Annotated in this window: 20 protein-coding genes and 1 riboswitch; of the genes, 10 read left to right on the top strand and 10 right to left on the bottom strand. The window is 66.7% G+C overall.

Annotation, left to right across the window (positions count from 1 at the left end):
• Positions 1 to 84 precede the first annotated feature (84 nt).
• Together RBB34_RS00155 and RBB34_RS00150 are read right to left on the bottom strand one after the other, a co-directional pair.
• The gene (locus tag RBB34_RS00155; RefSeq protein WP_306117152.1) at positions 85 to 1,467 is read right to left on the bottom strand and encodes a TAXI family TRAP transporter solute-binding subunit; all 1,383 of its coding nucleotides are present in this window, start codon (positions 1,465 to 1,467) and stop codon (positions 85 to 87) included.
• 26 nt (positions 1,468 to 1,493) lie between these two features.
• Complete coding sequence (locus tag RBB34_RS00150; protein WP_306117151.1) at positions 1,494 to 2,720, bottom strand: argininosuccinate synthase; 1,227 nt, start codon at positions 2,718 to 2,720, stop codon at positions 1,494 to 1,496.
• A gap of 330 nt (positions 2,721 to 3,050) precedes the next feature.
• Between RBB34_RS00150 and RBB34_RS00145 the strand changes: the two genes are divergently transcribed.
• Complete coding sequence (locus RBB34_RS00145; RefSeq protein ID WP_306117150.1) at positions 3,051 to 3,698, top strand: LysE family translocator; 648 nt, start codon at positions 3,051 to 3,053, stop codon at positions 3,696 to 3,698.
• Positions 3,699 to 3,710: 12 nt separating this feature from the next.
• On the opposite strand, the gene rlmN is transcribed toward RBB34_RS00145, so the two are convergent.
• Together rlmN and RBB34_RS00135 are read right to left on the bottom strand one after the other, a co-directional pair.
• Positions 3,711 to 4,946 carry a 23S rRNA (adenine(2503)-C(2))-methyltransferase RlmN gene (rlmN, locus tag RBB34_RS00140; RefSeq protein ID WP_306117457.1) on the bottom strand — a complete coding sequence of 412 codons (1,236 nt, stop codon included), beginning with the start codon at positions 4,944 to 4,946 and terminating at the stop codon, positions 3,711 to 3,713.
• A 127-nt stretch (positions 4,947 to 5,073) separates the two neighbouring features.
• The gene (locus tag RBB34_RS00135) at positions 5,074 to 5,589 is read right to left on the bottom strand and encodes an invasion associated locus B family protein (RefSeq protein ID WP_306117149.1); all 516 of its coding nucleotides are present in this window, start codon (positions 5,587 to 5,589) and stop codon (positions 5,074 to 5,076) included.
• Positions 5,590 to 5,924: 335 nt separating this feature from the next.
• Between RBB34_RS00135 and RBB34_RS00130 the strand changes: the two genes are divergently transcribed.
• Complete coding sequence (locus RBB34_RS00130; RefSeq protein WP_306117148.1) at positions 5,925 to 6,497, top strand: sigma-70 family RNA polymerase sigma factor; 573 nt, start codon at positions 5,925 to 5,927, stop codon at positions 6,495 to 6,497.
• A gap of 60 nt (positions 6,498 to 6,557) precedes the next feature.
• Here RBB34_RS00130 and RBB34_RS00125 read toward each other — a convergent pair whose 3' ends face one another.
• The 4 genes from RBB34_RS00125 to RBB34_RS00110 all read right to left on the bottom strand — a co-directional run bounded on the left by RBB34_RS00125 (position 6,558) and on the right by RBB34_RS00110 (position 8,746).
• The gene (locus RBB34_RS00125) at positions 6,558 to 6,986 is read right to left on the bottom strand and encodes a YkvA family protein (RefSeq protein WP_306117456.1); all 429 of its coding nucleotides are present in this window, start codon (positions 6,984 to 6,986) and stop codon (positions 6,558 to 6,560) included.
• Between the two features lie 72 nt (positions 6,987 to 7,058).
• A complete protein-coding gene (locus RBB34_RS00120; protein ID WP_306117147.1) occupies positions 7,059 to 7,352 on the bottom strand; it encodes a 4a-hydroxytetrahydrobiopterin dehydratase in 294 nt (97 codons plus the stop codon).
• 30 nt (positions 7,353 to 7,382) lie between these two features.
• Positions 7,383 to 7,976 carry an RNA 2',3'-cyclic phosphodiesterase gene (gene thpR, locus RBB34_RS00115; RefSeq protein ID WP_306117146.1) on the bottom strand — a complete coding sequence of 198 codons (594 nt, stop codon included), beginning with the start codon at positions 7,974 to 7,976 and terminating at the stop codon, positions 7,383 to 7,385.
• Positions 7,977 to 8,104: 128 nt separating this feature from the next.
• Entirely contained in the window at positions 8,105 to 8,746 is a 642-nt protein-coding gene (locus RBB34_RS00110; RefSeq protein WP_306117145.1) for an arylesterase, read from the bottom strand.
• A 58-nt stretch (positions 8,747 to 8,804) separates the two neighbouring features.
• Here RBB34_RS00110 and RBB34_RS00105 point away from each other — a divergent pair, with 58 nt between their 5' ends.
• The 4 genes from RBB34_RS00105 (at position 8,805) to RBB34_RS00090 (ending at position 13,750) form a co-directional block, all read left to right on the top strand.
• Complete coding sequence (locus RBB34_RS00105; protein WP_306117144.1) at positions 8,805 to 9,506, top strand: ABC transporter ATP-binding protein; 702 nt, start codon at positions 8,805 to 8,807, stop codon at positions 9,504 to 9,506.
• On the top strand, positions 9,503 to 12,055 hold the full coding sequence (locus RBB34_RS00100; RefSeq protein ID WP_306117143.1) for an ABC transporter permease: 2,553 nt from the start codon (positions 9,503 to 9,505) through the stop codon (positions 12,053 to 12,055). Before RBB34_RS00105 ends, RBB34_RS00100 begins: the two co-directional genes overlap by 4 nt.
• Positions 12,056 to 12,300: 245 nt before the next feature.
• A complete protein-coding gene (locus RBB34_RS00095) occupies positions 12,301 to 13,080 on the top strand; it encodes a Bax inhibitor-1/YccA family protein (RefSeq protein WP_306117142.1) in 780 nt (259 codons plus the stop codon).
• 100 nt (positions 13,081 to 13,180) lie between these two features.
• A complete protein-coding gene (locus RBB34_RS00090; protein WP_306117141.1) occupies positions 13,181 to 13,750 on the top strand; it encodes a GNAT family N-acetyltransferase in 570 nt (189 codons plus the stop codon).
• An 18-nt stretch (positions 13,751 to 13,768) separates the two neighbouring features.
• On the opposite strand, the gene RBB34_RS00085 is transcribed toward RBB34_RS00090, so the two are convergent.
• Positions 13,769 to 14,212: a DUF2794 domain-containing protein gene (locus RBB34_RS00085; protein ID WP_306117455.1), complete on the bottom strand. Its 444-nt coding sequence runs from the start codon at positions 14,210 to 14,212 to the stop codon at positions 13,769 to 13,771.
• A 344-nt stretch (positions 14,213 to 14,556) separates the two neighbouring features.
• Entirely contained in the window at positions 14,557 to 15,348 is a 792-nt protein-coding gene (locus RBB34_RS00080; RefSeq protein WP_306117140.1) for a DUF1223 domain-containing protein, read from the bottom strand.
• 196 nt (positions 15,349 to 15,544) lie between these two features.
• On the opposite strand from RBB34_RS00080, the gene RBB34_RS00075 reads away from it, so the two are divergent.
• The 4 genes from RBB34_RS00075 (at position 15,545) to RBB34_RS00060 (ending at position 18,957) form a co-directional block, all read left to right on the top strand.
• The gene (locus tag RBB34_RS00075) at positions 15,545 to 16,765 is read left to right on the top strand and encodes an NAD-dependent epimerase/dehydratase family protein (protein ID WP_306117139.1); all 1,221 of its coding nucleotides are present in this window, start codon (positions 15,545 to 15,547) and stop codon (positions 16,763 to 16,765) included.
• 69 nt (positions 16,766 to 16,834) lie between these two features.
• Positions 16,835 to 17,071: a hypothetical protein gene (locus RBB34_RS00070; protein WP_306117138.1), complete on the top strand. Its 237-nt coding sequence runs from the start codon at positions 16,835 to 16,837 to the stop codon at positions 17,069 to 17,071.
• Positions 17,072 to 17,114: 43 nt separating this feature from the next.
• Entirely contained in the window at positions 17,115 to 17,924 is an 810-nt protein-coding gene (locus tag RBB34_RS00065; protein ID WP_306117137.1) for a glycosyltransferase, read from the top strand.
• 145 nt (positions 17,925 to 18,069) lie between these two features.
• The gene (locus tag RBB34_RS00060) at positions 18,070 to 18,957 is read left to right on the top strand and encodes an NAD(P)-dependent oxidoreductase (RefSeq protein ID WP_306117136.1); all 888 of its coding nucleotides are present in this window, start codon (positions 18,070 to 18,072) and stop codon (positions 18,955 to 18,957) included.
• A 53-nt stretch (positions 18,958 to 19,010) separates the two neighbouring features.
• A riboswitch (glycine riboswitch) is annotated at positions 19,011 to 19,098 on the top strand.
• Positions 19,099 to 19,131 lie beyond the last annotated feature (33 nt).

The raw sequence follows: 19,131 nt of genomic DNA, 5'->3' as shown, positions 1-19,131 counted from the left end.
AGTGATCGGGATCGGGCGGTCTCCGCTTCACCTAAGCCGGCCCGGTGCGGGTGCCAAGTGCCGCGTGGGGTTTTGCGGCGGCCGTCAGCGCGTGGGCGGGCGGCGTCGCTGCAGTTCGGCGAAACGATCATTGATGGTCTCGCGCACCGCTTCCCACAGCAGCGAGAAGGATTGAAAGCCCTCCTCGGAGACCTCGTCGGTGTCGAGCGAGCGCACGACCGTGGCGAGCACCTCGTTGATCTGGGCCTTCAGCGCGCCCAGTTCGGCCGGATCGGTGCTGACCGCGGCGCGCTTCTGGATGTCGAGAAGCTGATAGTTGAACACGTCGGCGCGATTCTTCTGGCTGGCGACGAACCGCGAGCGCAGGGCGAACAGGCCGGATACGACCAGGGTGAGGACGGTGACCAAAAGGGCCAGCGGCTCGGCGTTCTCCTGGACGAAGCTCGGCTCGTCGCGCTCGTAGAATGCGCGGGCGCCGTCGTGCAAAGGCACGGTCAGGCCGCCGGTCGCCGCCGGTCGTGCGATCGCCGAGGCCAGGGCGAAACGGATCGTCAGGTCCTTGCGATGCTCGAAGAGGATCCGGGTGAGTTCGCGAAGCGGCGCTTCGCCGACATCCTCGCGCGTGACCAGAAGGCGCTGGACGGCCAGGGTCGAGGTGTCGCGCGCAGGAACGGGGAGCGCGCCGGTGAACGCGCCTTCGGGGATCTTCGCCGCTTCGAGAAAGGGCCGCTTGACGGCAATGGCCTCGGCCTGGCCAATGGAGATGAAGCGCAGGTCGAGACCGGTCAGCTGTGCATCCTCGAACATGCGGATCAACTGCCGGTCGCGCAGCGAGCGCACGGCGAACAGCGCGTCGACTTCACCGCCGAGCAGTCTCCTCGCCCCGGTCAGGAATGGCTCGGCCTGCCAGTCGAACCCCTCGATCGGCAGATCGTAATGGTCGCCGATGACCCAGAAGGACCGGAAGTTGGCTGTGTCGTATTCCGGGATGGAGACACTGAGCCGCTCGATCTGCTGGACGGTGCGGGCCGGGGCCCTCTGGCGCACGATCAGATGGAACAGATCGGGATAGAGCGCGGCGATGCCGCGAATGTCGGAGAAGACCGGCGTGTCGGCGCGAATCACCGCAGCGTCGATCTGCCTGGCGTTCAGCAATGCGATGTTGTGCGATGCATCGCGCGTGGGGACGATTTCGAGGCGTAGCGAATCCGAGTGGCGCTCGGTGACTTCGGCCACCTCGCGCAGAAGGATATGGGCATCCGAGCCGATCGGCCCGGTGCCGATCGTCAGCGTGGCGGGCGGCCGGTCGCGCGATATCCACTGCCAGGTGGCAAGAATGGCCAGGATCGCGACGAGTAGGGCGAGCAGGACGCTGCGCTTGAACACGCGCGAACGCCGCGAGACGGCGTTGGCCGGATTGCGGGCCGGCTCGTCGGGCGCTGCATCGGTTTGCCGGTCCGGTTCCATTGCCCATCACGCCGATCGAGGCTGGCCTATCGGCCCCGATCGCGCGCGGCCAGCGTGCGCAGGCGCAGCGCGTTGAGCCGGATGAAACCGGCGGCGTCCTTCTGGTCGTAGGCGCCGCGATCGTCCTCGAAGGTCACGAGCGCGTCGTCATAGAGCGAGGTGTCCGACTTGCGGCCGGTGACGATGGCATTGCCCTTGTAGAGCCTGAGCCGGACACTGCCCTCGACCCGGGCCTGGCTGTGGTCGATGGCCGCTTGCAGCATTTCGCGCTCGGGCGAGAACCAGAAGCCGTTATAGATCAGCTCGGCATAACGCGGCATGAGCTCGTCCTTCAGATGCGCCGCGCCGCGATCGAGGGTGATCGATTCCATGGCACGATGGGCCGCCAGAAGGACCGTGCCGCCGGGCGTCTCGTAGACGCCGCGCGACTTCATGCCGACGAACCGGTTCTCGACAAGGTCGAGGCGGCCGATGCCGTTGTCGCGGCCAAGATCGTTGAGCGCGGCCAGAAGCGTCGCCGGGCTCATCGCCTCGCCGTTCAGCGCGACCGGATCGCCCCTTTCGAAGGCGATCTCGATGTCGGTGGGCGTGTCGGGCGCCTCCATGGGCGAGACCGTGCGCATATGGACATATTCGGGCGGGGCGACCCAGGGATCCTCGAGCACCTTGCCCTCGGAGGACGAATGCAGAAGGTTCGCGTCGACCGAGAACGGCGCCTCGCCGCGCTTGTCCCTGGGCACCGGGATCTGATGCTTTTCGGCGAAATCGATCAGGTCCGTGCGCGACTTGAACGTCCAGTCGCGCCACGGCGCGATGACCTTGATGTCCGGGTTCAGCGCGTAGGCCGACAGCTCGAACCGGACCTGGTCGTTGCCCTTGCCCGTGGCGCCGTGGGCGATGGCATCGGCATCGGTCTGGGCGGCGATCTCGACCAGCCGCTTGGAGATGAGTGGCCGGGCGATCGACGTGCCGAGCAGGTAGACGCCCTCATAGAGCGCATTGGCGCGGAACATGGGAAAGACGAAGTCCCGCACGAACTCCTCGCGCAGATCCTCGATATAGATCTCGCGAATTCCGAGCATCTCGGCCTTGCGCCGGGCCGGCTCCAACTCGTCGCCCTGGCCCAGATCGGCGGTGAAGGTGACGACTTCGGCACCGAGTTCGGTCTGCAGCCATTTCAGGATGATCGAGGTATCGAGCCCGCCCGAATAGGCGAGCACGACCTTTTTTGCGGCGAGGTGTTCGTTGGGCATTCTTGGTGTTCCGGGGAGTGGGGGGTTGATGCGGGCGCACCATATTGCGTTTGTGCCTGCGTGCAAGTGTCGGAAGAATGCCCGTGACGCGTGAACCGGCGGTCATGGACGCAGGTCATGGACGCAGCTCATGGGCGCAGCTCATGTGCGCAGGTCGCATGGCGTCCGCCGCCAGCCGCCGCCCGGAACGGCCGCGGCGCCTGAGACGCAAGGCGCCCCCATGCACGAATCGGGTTGCGGGAGGAGTCGAATCGTTCTTGATTGCCGGTCTGCATGCGGCGCTGCGGGGCCGGCGTGCTGTCATCAAGGCAGCAACGGACGGAGGTTCGGATGAGCGAATTCATTCCCGGTGTCTCGGTCCTGGTGCAGTTCGCGCTCGCATCGGCCATTCTGGCGATAACGCCCGGGCCGGACATGGCGCTGTATGTGGGTCGCGCGATCACCCATTCGCGGGCGGTGGGCCTTGCCTGCTTTGCGGGCGCGGTGACGGGCGTGCTGATCCACACCGTGCTGGTGGCGCTCGGCCTTTCGGCCCTGCTGGTGGCGGCGCCGACCGCCTTCATGGTGCTCAAGATCGTGGGCGCGCTTTATCTGGTCTATCTAGCCTGGCAGGCGATCCGGCACGGCTCGTCCTTCACCGTGCGCGAGAGCAGCAGGGGAAAGGCCGGTTCGCTCTGGGGCCACTACCTGACAGGTATCGGCATCAACATCCTCAACCCGAAGGTGGCGCTGTTCTTCCTGACCTTCCTGCCGCAGTTCGTCTCGCCGGACGATCCGAACGCGCCGGGCAAGCTGATCTTCCTGGGGCTGTTCTTTCTGTTCGTGGCGGTGCCGATCATCCTGCCGATGATCCTGGCGGCCGATCTGTTCGCCGGCGCGCTCAAGGCACGGCCGCGGATCACGCGTCTGCTCGACTGGATGTTCGCCGGCGTTTTCGGCGCGTTCGCGGTGAAGATACTGACCGCGCAGGCGCGATGAGGGGCGTGCGGTTCACTCGCCTTGGCCGGCGATCATCATCGCCTCATAGGCCAGCCGCTCGGTCTTCTTCATCCGCTCGCTTTCCGATTTGAGCTGGCCGCAGGCAGCAAGGATATCCTGGCCGCGCGGCGTGCGCACCGGCGAGGCATAGCCATTGGCGTTGATGAAGTCGGCGAAGCGCTCGATCTGGTCCCAGTCCGAGCATTCGTAATCCGAGCCGGGCCATTTGTTGAACGGAATGAGGTTGATCTTGGCCGGAATGCCCTTGAGCAGGCCGACCAGTTCGCGCGCCTCGGCCAGGCTGTCGTTGACGCCCTTGAGCATGACATACTCGAAGGTGATGCGGCGGGCGTTGGACAGCCCCGGATAGGCGCGGCACGCCGCCAGCAGTTCGGCGAGCGGGTATTTCCTGTTGATCGGCACGAGAACGTCGCGCAATGCGTCGGTGACGGCATGCAGCGAGATCGCGAGCATCGCCCCGGTCTCGGCGCCGATCGGGCCGATCTTGGGCACGACGCCCGAAGTGGACAGCGTCACGCGGCGCCTGGACAGCGACAGCCCTTCGCCATCGGTGAACACGTTGATGGCGTCGCGGACATTGTCATAATTGTACAGCGGCTCGCCCATGCCCATCATGACGATGTTGGAGACCTTGCGCCCGCGCCCCGGAACGATGGCGCCGGCGGGCGTGTCCGCATCGGGAAAATCGCCCAGCCGCTGGCGCGCGATGAGAACCTGGGCGACGATCTCGCCGGCGGTCAGGTTGCGCACCAGCCGCTGCGTGCCGGTATGGCAGAAGGTGCAGGTGAGCGTGCAGCCAACCTGGCTGGAGACGCACAGCGTGCCGCGCCCCTCCTCTGGGATATAGACCGTCTCCACCTCGACCGGCCGCCCGGCGCCACGCGCGGGATAGCGCAGAAGCCATTTGCGCGTTCCGTCGGCGGAGATCTGTTCCTCGACGATCTCGGGCAGGCCGATCGTGAAGTTTTCGGCAAGCAGGGCGCGCAGGTCCTTGGAGACATTGCTCATCGCGGCCAGGTCGTCGATGCCCCGCACGTAGAGCCAGTGCCAGATCTGCTGGACGCGCATGCGCGCCTGTCGCTCGCCGACGCCGGCCTCGATCAGCGTGGCGCGCAGCCGCTCGCGTGTCAGCCCGGCCAGGGCCGGGCGTTCGTCGAGCGCGTGCGGCCGGGCCGGTGTCGGCGCGGCACGGGCCTTGGCGTCGGTCAGGTCGAGTGTTGCGGGCATTGTCGGTGCCTCGGCATCGGGCGTGTCGGTCTGCCCGCCCAGATGTGGCATCGCGGCGCCGATTGCAAGAAAAAGCCGGGCACGAAGGCCCGGCAGTCGTGACTGGAGGATTGTTGTTGGCGCCCGATCAGTCGCAGCTTTCGATCGCGTTGAGGGCCGCGGTGACGCCCGAAAGCGAATATTCATAGGTGGTCTGGTTGCCGCGGCCGGAGGTGGCCTCGACCACCATGCGCGCACCGGCCTTCATGGCGTCGACCAGAATGGAATCCTGGGCCGCGTTCTCGGTCCAGGCGGTGTTTTCCTTGGAGAAGAAGGTGAAGGGCTTGCCGTCGACAGTCACCTTGACCTGCGAATTCTCCTGCAGCGGGTAGCCGGCGATGAATTGCGGCTCGTAGGTGACGTTCTGATTGCCGCGCTGGGTGACCAGGAAGAAGTTCTCGCCATGATTGAGGTTGGCCGGCTCCTTTGTCAGCGGCAGCGAAACGACATAGCAGACCTTGCCGTTGGACGACTGATAGCTGATGGCGCCCCAATCGTTGAACTGGCCGATGCGCTGCGGCGTCTGCGCGGCCGCCATGGCGACCGTGAAGGCCAGGATCACCGGGGCCAGAAGGGTTGCGACAAAGGGTTTCCCGTCAAGCATGTTCCCACCACTGCGTTACTCGTGTCGCCACTGCATGATCACACCCGGCTCGGGACGCGCATGCCGCTTCCACAATGGCAAAAAGATGGTTACCAAACCATGAACGATGCGGCGATCGGCCCGGCTTTTGAAGGCTGTGCGCCACGAATTTGCCCCGGCGGAAGCGCGACGTTTCGATTCACCGGAACGGGTTTTCGATAGGAAAGCGGCAACAGTTTGACTTTGTTCGGCAAGTTGGGTGAAGGTCCTGGCATCGAGGCGGCGGCGGGTCCGGGCGGCACGGGCTGGACGTCCCGAGGGGAGTCGATCCTCCGAAAACGGGCTGACTGCGTTTCATGAGCGAACAGCACAGACACTTCGCCGCGCTCGCCGCACGGATCGCCGGCGAGCGCGATCGGGCGGCCTTCACCGAGCTGTTCGATTTCTTCGCTCCGCGCATCAAGGCCTATCTGCGCCGGCTGGGCATGGAGGACGGTGCGGCCGAGGATATCGCCCAGGATGTCATGATCGTGCTGTGGCACAAGGCGCATCTGTTCGACCCGGCCAAGTCGTCGCTGTCGACCTGGCTGTTCCGGGTGGCGCGCAACCGGCGCATCGACGCGCTGCGGCGCGACCGGACCGGCCAGCTCGACCCCGACGAGCCGATGCTGCAGCCCGCCGAGGCGACCGCGGTCGATGTCGCCATGGATGCCGAACAGCGCGACGACCGCGTGCGCCGGGCGATGGCCGAACTGCCGGGCGAACAGGTGGAACTGGTGAAGATGGCCTTCTTTCTGGGTTATTCGCACAGCCGGATCGCCGAGCAGACCGGCCTGCCGCTGGGCACGGTCAAATCGCGCATCCGGCTTGCCTTCGGCCGGCTGCGGCGCGCGCTCGAGCAGGACGACAAGGTCGACACCGACTTCTGATCCATCAGGTTTTGCCGGCGTGTTGGTCTTGCGGCGCGCGGTATCGCGGGCCGTGGCGGCTCAGCTCCGCGACGTCCCGCCGTCGATGATCGGGCCTTCCTCCGCCTCGCCCGTGTCGATGTCCTCTTCGGCCAGTGCACGGCGGGCGGCGGCGCGGTGCGCCTCGGTGATGTTGCCGCGCACGGCAGCGAAGGCGGCGGTCAGCACGGCGATGTCGTCGCCGAAGCCAACGCCGATGATGAAGTCGGGGATCGAATCGAGCGGCAGGATGAAATAGGCGAGCGCGGCCAGAAGGATGCCCCGCACGCGCGGCGGCGTTTGCGGATCGAGCGCGCAGAAATAGGCGGCAACGACCTCGTCGACGAACGGGATCATCCGCGCATAGCGCTTGACCTTGGGCCAGAAGCGGCTGCGCACGCGCCTTTCGCGGCGCGACTGCGTGTCCTCGGAGCCGGGCTCCAGTATCTCGCCGATCTTGACCTCGTCCATGGCGCTCATCCGTCAATCCGGCCTGACATGGTTCCGAAGTGCACCGGTTTCAAGCGCGCGCCGGCAGCGTGGTCAGCCGGCCGCCTTGTTCATGGCCGTGGCGAGCGCGACGTCGAGCTCGGTGACGCCGCCCGAATCGTGCGTGGTCAGGCGCACCGAAACGCGATTGTAGACATTGGTCCATTCGGGGTGATGATCGAGCTTTTCGGCGGTCAGCGCGCAACGCGCCATGAAACCGAAGGCCTCGGCGAAATCGGCGAAGCGGAACTGTCGGACGATCGCCGCCTCGCCATCCTCGACCGACCAGCCGCCGAGGTCGGCGAGCGCCTTTTCGATTTCAGTGCGTGTCAGGCAGGGTCGGGTCATGGCATCGGCTCCCTTGTCCGTTCGCCGGCGTCATCGCGACATCGCCGCCGAACCGCGTGGGTCGGCGTGGCGTCTGGTGCCGATCCGCTCCGGCGCCAGCGGATAGGTCTGCTCGGCGATGTAGGGTCCGCCGCCGACCGAATCGCGCGATGACATCAGCACGAAGCGGTCGATCTTGAAGGGCGGGACGTAAAAGCCGCCGCGGATCGAGATGTAGTTGGCCACGGCCGCCGGCGAGGTGCCGCGCAGGCGCGCCAGCGTGACGTGCGGGGTAAACTTGCGCGGATCCGGTGCGAGGCCGAGGCGGCGGCAGATGCGCGCGATCTCGGCCTGCAGCTCGAAAAGGTCCGGCGAGGCGGTCGGCACGGCGAACAGGCTGTGCGGCTTCTTGCCGCCAAAGGCGCCGAGTCCGGAAAAGCCGAGCATGAACTGGCGCCGGTGCACCCGTTCGAGCGCATGGGCGATCTCGTCGGCCATGTGGTGTTCGATGTCACCGATGAACCGCAGGGTCAGATGGTAGCTTTCCATGTCGATCCAGCGGGCGCCCGACAGCCCCCCGCGCAGCATCGACATGGTTGTTGCGGCATGGTGAGGGATTTCGAGTGCGGCAAACAAGCGCGGCATGGTCAGTCCCCCTCGTTTCGGGCGGCGGCTGGGCCGGTCGCGTCGGCAAATCACCCCGCCTTTGGTCAGCGAATCACGCAAATGCGCGGAGCGCAAGGCCGGCTTCGTCTCATGCGATCAACAAACGCTCAGGATTTGTTCCCTCGCGTATCCAGGTAGCGGCGCATGATCGGCAGGAAACGCTCGACCATCACGGCGACGCCCGCCTGCGTGGGATGAATGCCGTCGGGCTGCATCATGCCCTCCACCGTCGCCGCGCCCTCCAGAAAGAACGGGTCAAGCGGCACGTCATGGGTTTCGGCCAATTCGGCGTAGATCGGATTGAAGCGGGCGGCATAATCCTCGCCCATATTGGGCGGCGCGATCATGCCGGCAAGGATGACGTCGATGTCGCGTGCCTTCAGCCGGGTGATCATGCGATCGAGATTGTCCCTGACAATGGCCGGATCGACGCCGCGCAGCGCGTCGTTGCCGCCCAGTTCGAGGATGACGAAATCTGTCCCGTCGGGCACCGACCAGTCCAGCCGGGCGAGGCCCGCCGACGTGGTGTCACCGGACACGGCCGCGTTGGCGATGGCGACGTCATAGCCCTCGTCGATCAGCGCGGCTTCGAGCCGGGCGGGAAAGTCCGCGCCCGGCGGCAGTTCGAAGCCGGCCATCAGGCTGTCGCCGAAGGCAACGCCCTCGATCGTTTCGGCGCGCAGCGGCAGCGCGCCGGCGGCAAGGGCAAAACCGGCGACGACCAGGATACGTAAGGCAGAATTGAACATGCGCTGTGCTTTTCCCATTTAGGCAAGGCTCGTCGCTGCAATATAGGTTGGTCTGCCCGTGTCTGAACCCGTCATCGCCCTCGATCGCGTCAATCTGAAGCTGGGTTCGGCGCACAGCAGCGTGCAGGTGCTCAAGAATGTCAGCCTTTCGGTCGGGCGCGGCGAGGCGGTGGGCGTCGTCGGCCCCTCCGGATCGGGCAAGACGACGCTCTTGATGGTGCTGGCCGGGCTCGAACGGCCCGACAGCGGCACCGTGGGCGTGGCGGGCGCGCGGCTTGATGCGATGAGCGAGGATGCGATCGCCCAGTTTCGCGGGCGCAATATCGGCTTCGTCTTCCAGTCCTTCCACCTGATCGCCAACATGACGGCGCTCGAAAACGTCGCCGTGCCGCTCGAACTCGCCGGCGAGACGGACGCGTTCGGCAAGGCGCGGGCCGAACTCGTGGCGGTCGGGCTCGGCGACCGGCTGACGCATTATCCCGGCCAGTTGTCGGGTGGCGAGCAGCAGCGCGTCGCGATCGCGCGGGCGCTGGCGCCCGAACCGGCAATCCTGATCGCCGACGAGCCGACCGGCAATCTCGACCAGGACACGGGCGGGCAGATCGCCGATCTGGTGTTTGCCACGCAGAAGGCGCGGGGCACGACGCTGGTGCTCGTCACCCATGACGGCACGCTGGCCGAACGCTGCGACCGGCAGGTGCGGGTGCGCTCGGGCGAGGTGTTCGCCGATGCGGGCGCCGAAAGGCTCGCCGCCGAATGAGCGCGCTGCAATCGGTCATGCTTTCGCTGCGTTTCGCGCTGCGCGAGGTGCGCGGCGGTCTGTCGGGGTTCTATGTCTTCCTGGCGTGTATCGCGCTGGGCACGGCCGCGATTGGCGGGGTCAACGCGGTCAGCCAGGCGATCACGCAGGGTATCCAGTCCGAGGGCCAGTCGATCCTGGGCGGCGATGCGCGCTTCCAGCTGATCCACCGGACCGCGACGGCCGAGGAGATGGCCACCCTCGCGGCGATGGGCACCGTCGCCCACAGCGTCAATACGCGGTCGATGGCGCGGCTCGCCGACCAGTCCGACCAGACGCTGGTCGAGGTCAAGGCGGTCGATCACCTCTATCCGCTCTATGGCGCGCTGGTGACCGAGCCGCAGATCGGCATCGGCGACCTGGGGCGCGAGACCGACGATGCCTTCGGCGCCGCCGCGCAGCCGATCCTCCTGGAGCGGCTGGGGATTGCGGTGGGGGACACGATCCTGATCGGCGACGGCCGGTTCACCATCCGCGCGACCATCGAAAGCGAACCGGACGCGCTGTCGGACGGGATCGGCCTTGCGCCGCGCGTGATCGTTTCGGTCGAAGGGCTCGAGGCGTCGGGGCTGATCCAGCCCGGCGCCCTGATCGAGCATGTCTACAAGATCAGGATGGCGCCGGGAACATCCGGGGCGCGGCTCGAGGCGTCGGTCGAAGCGGCGCAGGAGGCCCATCCCGACGCGGGCTGGTCGGTGCGCACGCGCGCCAATGCGGCGCCGGCGCTGGCCGCCAATGTCGAGCGCTTCGCCCAGTTCCTGACGCTGGTCGGCCTGACCGCGCTGGTCACGGGCGGCGTCGGGGTGGCCAATGCGGTGCGCGCGTTCCTCGATTCCAAGCGCGACGTGATCGCGACCTTCAAATGCCTGGGCGCGCCGGGCGGCACCGTCACGCTCATCTATCTGTTCCAGATCCTGATGATCGCCGCGGTCGGCATCGCCATCGGGCTGGTGCTGGCGGTGCTGGCGCCGTTCGCCGCCAGGGCGGCGCTGGCGGGCATCGTGCCGCTGCCAGCCGATACCGGGCTCTATCCGTGGGCGCTCGGGCTTGCCGTGGTCTTTTCGGTGCTCACGGTCTTCGTCTTCGCGCTGATCCCGCTTGGCCGGGCGCGGGACATCCCGGCCTCCAACCTGTTTCGCAATCAGACCATCGATGCGGCGCGCCTTCCGCGACCGCTGTATGTCGCCGGCGCCGCGGCGGCCGGCCTGCTGCTGGCCGGGCTTGCCATATGGAACGCCGAAGCGCGGTCCATCGCGGCGCTGTTTCTTGGCGGCGTGCTGTTCGCCTTCGTGGTGCTGCGCTTCGTATCGGTCGGCCTTCAGGCGGGTGCGCGGCGCATCCGGGGCGTGCGCGGCACCTCATTGCGGCTCGCCATCGGCAACATCCACCGCCCCGGCGCGCTGACACCGTCGGTCGTGCTCGCGCTCGGGCTCGGCCTGACGCTGCTGGTCGCGCTGGCGCTGATCGACACCAATCTGCGCCAGCAGATCGCCGGAAACCTGCCCGAGCGGGCGCCGAATTTCTTCTTCGTCGACATCCAGAGCGCTGTGGTCGACGACTTCGCCGAACTGATCGAGGCCGAGGCCGGCGACGAGGGCAAGCTGGTGCGCGTGCCCATGCTGCGCGGGCGGATCGTCGCGCTCAACGGGCAGGACGTCGCCGAGATGGACCTGCCGCCCGAGGGCGCCTGGGTGCTGCAGGGCGACCGCGGCCTGACCTATGCGAACCAGGTGCCGGAAAACTCCACGCTCGTCGAGGGCGAATGGTGGCCGGACGATCATGACGGCGCGCCGCTGGTGTCGTTCTCGGCCGAGGAGGCGCGCGAACTGGGGCTGGGTCTTGGCGACACGGTCACGGTCAATGTGCTCGGCCGCAACATCACCGCAACGATCGCCAGCCTGCGGCAGGTGGAATGGGAGTCGCTGGCGATCAATTTCGTCATGGTCTTCTCGCCCAACACATTCGCCGGCGCGCCGCATGCCTGGCTGGCGACGCTCACCCTGCCCGAGGAGGAGACGGCGCGCGAGGGCGCGATCCTCTCGGCGGTCACGCGCGCCTTTCCGTCGGTGACCAGCGTGCGCGTCAAGGACGCCATCGATCTGGTCAACCGGGTGATCGGGCAGTTGGCGACCGCGATCCGCGCGGCCGCGGCGGTGGCGCTGATCGCCTCGGTGCTGGTGCTGGCCGGGGCGCTGGCGGCGGGCAATCGCGGCCGCATCCACGACGCGGTGGTGCTCAAGACGCTGGGCGCCACGCGCAGGGCATTGATCGGCAGTTTCGTGACCGAATATGCGATCCTGGGGCTGGCGACGGCGCTGTTCGCGCTGCTTGCCGGCGGGCTGGCCGCCTGGTTCGTCGTCACGCGGATCATGGAGCTGGGCTGGAGCTTCCGGCCGGAAATCGCGCTGGCGACGGTGATCGCGGCGCTGGTGCTGACCGTCGGCTTCGGCCTTCTGGGCACCTGGCGCGTCCTGGGCCAGAAGGCGGCGCCCGTGCTGCGCAATCTTTGAGGGTTTACCGTTCGTTAACCACGCAGGACCCTGGCGGGCCACTTCGCCCGGTCTTGCGCGGTTTTGCCGCCGCCGCGCACTGCCGACAGGCTCGGGAAAATCTTGTAAAACCTGCAGGGGCGCCTCATATTACCCGCAGGCATGCTGGAGGGTCCCGCCAGCGGCGCCTCGGCACGTGGTCCCTTCAATCCTCATCCACGTTGGTCCGGACACCCGACGGGACGAGAAGGCTTAACGAGGACGAAATGGTTGAACTTCGCAATGCTCAATCACGCGTAGGCGTCGGCGCTCGCACTTATGACGCCAGCATCGATGAGGGCCTGCGCTCCTACATGATCCGCGTCTACAACCTCATGGCGCTCGCCATGGGTATCACGGCCATGTTCGCCGCCGGCACGGTCATGCTCGCAACGACCGGCAATCCGGCAGCCGCCGTGGCGACGCTGCCCAACGGAACCATGCTCACCCAGCTCGGTGCCGTGATCTACGGCTCGCCGCTGCGCTGGGTGATCATGCTGGCTCCGCTCGGGGTGGTGTTCTTCCTGGGCTTCCGCATCGAGAACATCAAGCCGCAGACGGCACAGTCGCTGTTCTGGGCGTTCGCCGCCCTGATCGGCCTGTCGCTGTCGTCGATCTTCCTGGTCTACACATCGGCGTCGATCGTGCAGACCTTCTTCATCACGGCGACCGCGTTCGGTGCCCTGTCGCTCTACGGCTACACGACCAAGCGCGACCTTACTGGCATGGGCTCGTTCCTGATCATGGGCGTGTTCGGCCTGCTGCTGGCGATGATCGTGAACATCTTCCTGCAGTCCTCGGCGCTGCAGTTCGCCATCTCGGCGATCGGTGTTCTGGTGTTCGCCGGCCTGACGGCCTATGACACCCAGAAGATCAAGGAAATGTACTATGTCGGCGACGGCGCGGCCGTGGCCGAGAAGAAGGCCATCATGGGCGCTCTGGCGCTCTATCTGGACTTCATCAACATGTTCCAGTTCCTGCTCTATTTCCTGGGCAACCGCGAGTAAGGGCAGCAGGACCGGGTGCGTTTCGGGCGGCCGTTCGGCCGCCCTTTTCTTTTGCCCGGGATTCTGCTTGTGTGCGCTGCACAAACCAGGGGCAGAGCCGGTGAGCGCACAGTTTTCGATAAGGGATGCAACCGGAGGCGACGTGCCGGCGATCACCGCGATCTACGGCGAAGCGGTGCGCAACGGCACGGCGAGCTTCGAGCTCGACCCGCCGGACGAGGCCGAGATGCGGCGGCGCTTTGATGCCGTCGTTACGAAGGGATATCCGTATCTGTGTGCCGATGCGCCCGATGGCGCGGTCGGCGGCTACGCCTATGCCGGGCCGTACCACACCCGGCCGGCCTACCGTTGGACGGTGGAGAACTCGGTCTACATCGCGCCGTCGGCACGGGGCCGAAAGCTCGGGCAGGCCCTGACGCGCGAGCTCGTCGAGCGGTGCGTGCAGCTCGGTTTTCGCGGCATGGTCGCGATCATCGGCGGCGCCGATCACATGGCCTCGATTCGCATGCATGAGCGGCTCGGCTTCGTCCATATCGGCACCATGCCGGCAACCGGCTTCAAGCACGGGCGCTGGCTCGACACGGTGATGATGCACCGGCCGCTGGGCGAGGGCCGTGCAACCGATCCCGACCCGCACAGCTATCCGGGCACGCTGTACCCGGCTCGCTGACGTTCGGGCGGTGCCCGGTCAGTTCGACTGCACGAGGCGGAGCTGGCGGTCGAAGACCTTCAGAACCTGGCCCAGTTCGTGGCCGCGCTTGAGCACCATGCCCGAGGCATTGAGGACCGAATAGGCGCCCTGCCTGCGCGCCGAGCGCGGGTTCTTCTCGATCCGGTAGAGCGGCATTTCCGAGGTGCGGCGGAAGACCGAAAACACCGCGCGGTCCTTCAGGTGGGAGATGCCGTAATCGCGCCACTGCCCGCCGGCCACCATGAAGCTGTAGACACGCAGGATCTGATCGAGTTCGCGCCGGTCGAAACGCACTTCGGCGGGCTGGCCCTGCGCCTGGGCCGGGCGGAGCGGAACGACATTGCCCGCCTCCGCGCCAAGGGCCGGCTGTCGCGCGTTTTCATCATCAGAACCGGTCGTAATGGCCTGCCTCCATCGTTCGATTGTCGTCGAAATGCCCATGGTGACCGATTTTGGCAAGCCCGCGCAAGTGCGCCTGGCCGATCGCGGCGATCGGTCATGCCAGCGGTGCATCGGGGCCGGCGATTCACATTGCTGTCACCGGTCTGCGCAAGCGTGATGGCGTGTCGCGATTTCGCCGCACAATGACCACATGGCCGCCCCGATCACCCCGACAATCGGTGGCGCTGCGTTCGTCGCACTCTAGCCCGGCACGGCGGGCGCGGCACGCTCGGTACGGCGTCCCTTGCGCGCGCCGCCGACAGCGGACCGGATTCGTGCATGCATCGGAAATTCTGTTGCCCCCAGCCCCGATGCTGCGCGGATCCGGTTTTCGTCGGGACGATTCAGGCGCCCGTCAGCCCGGTCAGATTTGCGGCACCCAGGATCGGGCCGGGATGGCCATCGGCGGTGACCGCCTGCACGAGCACGGCGCAGCCGTCGGCCTTGTGGTCGGCGACCTTCTGACCCGGCAGTTGAAGTTCCATCGCCTTGCCGTCCCACATGCCGAGCGTCTGCATGCTGCGGACCGCGTTGGCATAGGTGACCGTGCGGCCGGCATTCTCGCCGCGCTCGATCCGGACCGGAGTGCTTGTGCTGAAATAGACGAGCGTGAGATGGGTGTCGTGGCCGGCCGGCTTGGTGCCGTCGCCCACCGCGATCGCCAGCCTGTCGCCGACGCTGCGAATCGCCACCGGCACGGTGAGGCCCTGACCGCCGCGGGCAAAGCGCGACAGCATCGACCTTATCGCGCTGCCCTTGCCGCCATTGAGATGGTCGCGGCCATTGACGACCGCCTGCGGGGTATAGACGGCGCGACTACCCAGGGCCCGGGCATAGGCGCGCTGGCGGGCGGTGTTCTCGGGGCTGGCGAGCGTGTCCTTCCAGCCAAGATAGTCCCAATAGTCGACATGATAGCCCAGCGCGAGCACGTCCGGTTCGGCGGCCAGATCGCGCAGCACCGCATCGGCGGGCGGGCACGAGCTGCAGCCCTGGCTGGTAAACAGTTCGACGACGCCAGTCGGGCCGCTGCCGGCGCGGGCGCCAATGGCGGGCATGCCGGCAAGCAGGGCCGCCGCGCCCATGCCACGCGCGAACTCACGCCGGCTGACCGGCCGCATGGTTAAGCCTTTTCTCATGGCCTGAACGTAGTCCTGGCGGGCATCAACGGAAACTCACTTTCCGTTGAGGCAATGACGTTGCGAAAGGTGGCGCATGGGCACCCGGTCTCTGGCGCCGCGGATCGGCATTGACTATAGACGTGGCAGCATTTGTCGCAAATGTCACATTGTGCGCCTAGAGGTTGGCGCGATCGAACGCAACGGGACCACACACATGAAAATCGCAGTTCTGGGCGGCGACGGGTTCGTCGGCTGGCCCACTTCGCTCCATCTGTCCGATGCCGGCCACGACGTCCATATCGTCGACAACCTGTCGCGGCGCTGGATCGACACCGAACTGGGCGTCCAGTCGCTGACGCCGATGGACTCGATCCAGGAGCGCACGCGAATCTGGCACGAGGAGACCGGCCGGCGCATCGGTTTTCACCTGATCGACCTGGCCAAGGACTACGACGTGCTCAAGCAGTGGCTTGCCGAGCACCGTCCCGACGCGATCGTCCACTTCGCCGAACAGCGCGCCGCGCCCTATTCGATGAAGACCGACCGGCACAAGAACTATACGGTCAACAACAACGTCAACGCCACGCACAACCTGCTCAACGCGCTGGTCGAGATCGATCTGGACGCCCATCTGATCCATCTGGGCACGATGGGCGTCTATGGCTATTCGACGATCGGCGCGGCGATCCCCGAGGGCTATCTGCCGGTCGGCATCGAAACGCTGGACGGCGCGCGTGTCGACCAGGACATTCTCTATCCGGCCAATCCAGGCTCGATCTACCACATGACCAAGTGCCTCGATCAGCTCCTGTTCCAGTTCTACGCCAAGAATGACGGGCTCAGGATCACCGACCTGCACCAGGGCATCGTCTGGGGCACGCATACCGAGCAGACGCGGCGCCACCCGCAGCTCATCAACCGGTTCGACTATGACGGCGACTATGGCACCGTGCTCAACCGCTTCCTGATCCAGGCGGCGATCGGCTATCCGCTGACCGTGCACGGCACGGGCGGGCAGACGCGCGCCTTCATCCACATCCAGGATTCGGTGCGCTGCATCGAGCTGGCGCTTTCCGACGCGCCGGCGCGTGGCGACAAGGTCAAGATCTTCAACCAGATGACCGAGACGCACCGGGTGCGCGACCTGGCCGAGCTGGTCGCGAAGATGACCGGCGCCAAGGTCGCCTATCTGCCCAATCCGCGCAAGGAAGCGGCCGAAAACGATCTGGTCGTGCGCAACGAGCAGTTCCTGGCGCTCGGCCTTCAGCCGACGACGCTCGCCGAAGGCCTGCTCGAGGAGGTCGTCGAGGTGGCGAAAAAGTTCGCCTACCGCGTCGACCGCTCGCGCGTGCCCGCCGTCTCGGCCTGGACCAAGGATATCGCCAAGACCGTCGAGACCGATCCGGAAGGCAAGCGTCTCAAGAGCGTCTCCTAGCCGGCGCCGACGGACATTCCCCGTCCGGACGGGCTGTGCTATGGTCCGGACGTGAAAGGGTGAACCGCCATGGCCGACGAGCCGGACAATCTGGTCCTGGAGCTGTTGCGCCAGATCCGTGACGACCAACAGGCGATGCGCCGGGAGCAGCAGATCATGCGCGAGGAAATGGACGAGATGCGTCTCGATCTGACCACGCGCATCGACGGCAACACGCTGATCCTGAACTTCCTGGCCGGTCTCGTCAGCGATCACGAGGACCGGATCACCGCGCTCGAGAACACCGACACCGAGCCGGCCGAGTAGCGGCCGATCCCGCCCGCACGGCCCAACCGCCCGCGTCACCGCCATGGCCAGCAACGCCTTCGTTACGCTCGTCACCAACGCCGACTACGCCGGCGCGGCAATCGCGCTGGTGCGTTCGCTGAAGCTTTCGGGCACGAAGGCCGACCTTGTCGTCATGCACACCGGCGGCGTCGCTAACGCCGACCTCGCCCCGCTCGCCGGTCTGGGCGCGCGCCTTGCCCCGGTCGATCTGCTCGACACTTCGCCCGAATTCAACCAGCGCCACGCCCGCGCGAAGCTGCATGCCGACGCGCCGTTCACAAAGGGCAACAAGCCGGTCTTCCACACCCCGCTCGACAATTTCGCCAAGCTGCGGCTTTGGCAGATGGTCGACTATGACAGCGTGGTGTTTCTGGACGCCGACACGCTCGTCGTGCGCAACATCGACAGGCTGTTCGCCTATCCCGAATTCTGCGCCGCGCCGAACGTCTATGAATCGCTGGCCGACTTCCACCGGCTCAATTCGGGCGTGTTCACCGCGCGCCCGTCGCAGGCGACGTTCGAGGCGATGATGGCGCGGCTCGACGTGGCGGACGCGTTCTGGCGGCGCACCGACCAGACGTTCCTGGAAACCTTCTTTGCCGACTGGCACGGCCTGCCGGTGACGTTCAACATGCTGCAATATGTCTGGTTCAACCTGCCGGAGCTGTGGGACTGGAACAGCGTGCATGTCATCCACTACCAGTATGAAAAGCCCTGGCAGGCCGACCATCCCAAACGCCGACAATTGCAGCCGCTGATCGATCTGTGGTGGGCGTATCGGAGGGGAGAGGGCATTCCCGACATGAGCGCGCTGGCCGAACCGACCAGATGACCATCGACACATGCGTCCGACCCCCCTCTGTCGGCTTCGCCGACATCTCCCCCACATGGGGGGAGATTGGGTACCGGTGGCGATCGCATGCGCCCGTTCTCCCCCCTTGTGGGGGAGATGTCCCGAAGGCACAGAGGGGGGTGTGGTGACCACCATCCTCGTCTCCGGCGCGACGGGCCATGCCGGGCGCTTCATCGCCGAAGCCTTCCTTGCCGCCGGCGACGAGGTCGCCGCCCTGTCGCGCACCCCGCCGCCGGACGGTTTGTTTTCCGCGCCCGTCCGGTGGATGCCCGGATCGCTCGATCCGGACGCCGATCATGACGCGGTCTTTGAGGGCGTGGACGTCTTCGTCCATTGCGCCTTCGCGCACGTGCCGGGCCGATATCGCGGCGGGGAGGGCGACGATCCGCAAGGCTTCGTGCGCGCCAATCGCGACGGCACGCTGGCGCTGATGACGGCGGCAAAGCGGGCGGGCTTATCCCGCGCCCTCTTCCTGTCCTCCCGCGCGGTCTACGGGCCCAAGCCGCCGGGCACGGTGCTGGTCGAGACGATGGCATGCGCGCCCGACACGCTCTATGGCGAAACCAAGCTGGCCGTCGAGACCGCGCTCGCCGACATGGCCGATGAGCGCTTCCTGCCCGTCTCCATCCGCGCCACCGGCGTTTACGGGCCCGCCGGACCGGGCCGCGCCCACAAATGGGCCGGGCTGTTTGGCGCCTTCGCGACGGGCGAAGAGATCGCGCCGCGCGTCGGCACCGAAGTGCATGGCGACGATCTGGCGGGTGCGGTGCGCCTGCTGGCGACGATGCCCGCCCTCGATCTCGTCCGTTTTGGCCCGGCGCCGGTCTTCAACGTCTCCGACATCGCGCTCGACCGGCGCGATCTGCTCGCCGCGTACGCAAGAAGGGCCGGTGTCGACAAAACCCTGCCACCGCGCGCCGACGCGGCGGCGTTCAACGCGATGGATTGCGCGCGGCTGAAGGCGCTCGGCTGGGCACCACGCGGTGCGCTCGATCTTTCGGGCATGGTTTAGCGCGACGCCCGCCTTGCGCTTGACAGGGCCGGGCTCGCGCGGTTAGCTCCGGCAACGTCGCGTTGGGAGAATCCGGCTCTGCCGGTGCCGAAGGAGCAACCGCCCTGGCAAACTCTCAGGCTCAAGGACCATCGCGACGCTGAACTCTGGAGAGTGGCCGACCGGCCCGCCGAC

Source organism: Roseitalea sp. MMSF_3546, assembly GCF_030732865.1.
Classification (GTDB): domain Bacteria; phylum Pseudomonadota; class Alphaproteobacteria; order Rhizobiales; family Rhizobiaceae; genus Roseitalea.
The sequence above is the reverse complement of the archived record's forward strand: the minus strand, read 5'-3'. Positions and strand labels throughout refer to the sequence as shown.

Excerpts from the sequence above, each read along its gene's own strand:
- RBB34_RS00155 (WP_306117152.1), bottom strand. The coding sequence starts at position 1,467 with ATGGAACCGGACCGGCAAACCGATGCAGCGCCCGACGAGCCGGCCCGC.
- RBB34_RS00065 (WP_306117137.1), top strand. The coding sequence starts at position 17,115 with ATGGCCAGCAACGCCTTCGTTACGCTCGTCACCAACGCCGACTACGCC.
- RBB34_RS00100 (WP_306117143.1), top strand. The coding sequence starts at position 9,503 with ATGAGCGCGCTGCAATCGGTCATGCTTTCGCTGCGTTTCGCGCTGCGC.
- RBB34_RS00125 (WP_306117456.1), bottom strand. The coding sequence starts at position 6,986 with ATGGACGAGGTCAAGATCGGCGAGATACTGGAGCCCGGCTCCGAGGAC.
- rlmN (WP_306117457.1), bottom strand. The coding sequence starts at position 4,946 with ATGCCCGCAACACTCGACCTGACCGACGCCAAGGCCCGTGCCGCGCCG.
- RBB34_RS00120 (WP_306117147.1), bottom strand. The coding sequence starts at position 7,352 with ATGACCCGACCCTGCCTGACACGCACTGAAATCGAAAAGGCGCTCGCC.
- RBB34_RS00085 (WP_306117455.1), bottom strand. The coding sequence starts at position 14,212 with ATGGGCATTTCGACGACAATCGAACGATGGAGGCAGGCCATTACGACC.
- RBB34_RS00135 (WP_306117149.1), bottom strand. The coding sequence starts at position 5,589 with ATGCTTGACGGGAAACCCTTTGTCGCAACCCTTCTGGCCCCGGTGATC.
- RBB34_RS00110 (WP_306117145.1), bottom strand. The coding sequence starts at position 8,746 with ATGTTCAATTCTGCCTTACGTATCCTGGTCGTCGCCGGTTTTGCCCTT.
- RBB34_RS00150 (WP_306117151.1), bottom strand. The coding sequence starts at position 2,720 with ATGCCCAACGAACACCTCGCCGCAAAAAAGGTCGTGCTCGCCTATTCG.
- RBB34_RS00080 (WP_306117140.1), bottom strand. The coding sequence starts at position 15,348 with ATGAGAAAAGGCTTAACCATGCGGCCGGTCAGCCGGCGTGAGTTCGCG.
- RBB34_RS00070 (WP_306117138.1), top strand. The coding sequence starts at position 16,835 with ATGGCCGACGAGCCGGACAATCTGGTCCTGGAGCTGTTGCGCCAGATC.
- RBB34_RS00075 (WP_306117139.1), top strand. The coding sequence starts at position 15,545 with ATGAAAATCGCAGTTCTGGGCGGCGACGGGTTCGTCGGCTGGCCCACT.
- thpR (WP_306117146.1), bottom strand. The coding sequence starts at position 7,976 with ATGCCGCGCTTGTTTGCCGCACTCGAAATCCCTCACCATGCCGCAACA.
- RBB34_RS00130 (WP_306117148.1), top strand. The coding sequence starts at position 5,925 with ATGAGCGAACAGCACAGACACTTCGCCGCGCTCGCCGCACGGATCGCC.
- RBB34_RS00095 (WP_306117142.1), top strand. The coding sequence starts at position 12,301 with ATGGTTGAACTTCGCAATGCTCAATCACGCGTAGGCGTCGGCGCTCGC.
- RBB34_RS00145 (WP_306117150.1), top strand. The coding sequence starts at position 3,051 with ATGAGCGAATTCATTCCCGGTGTCTCGGTCCTGGTGCAGTTCGCGCTC.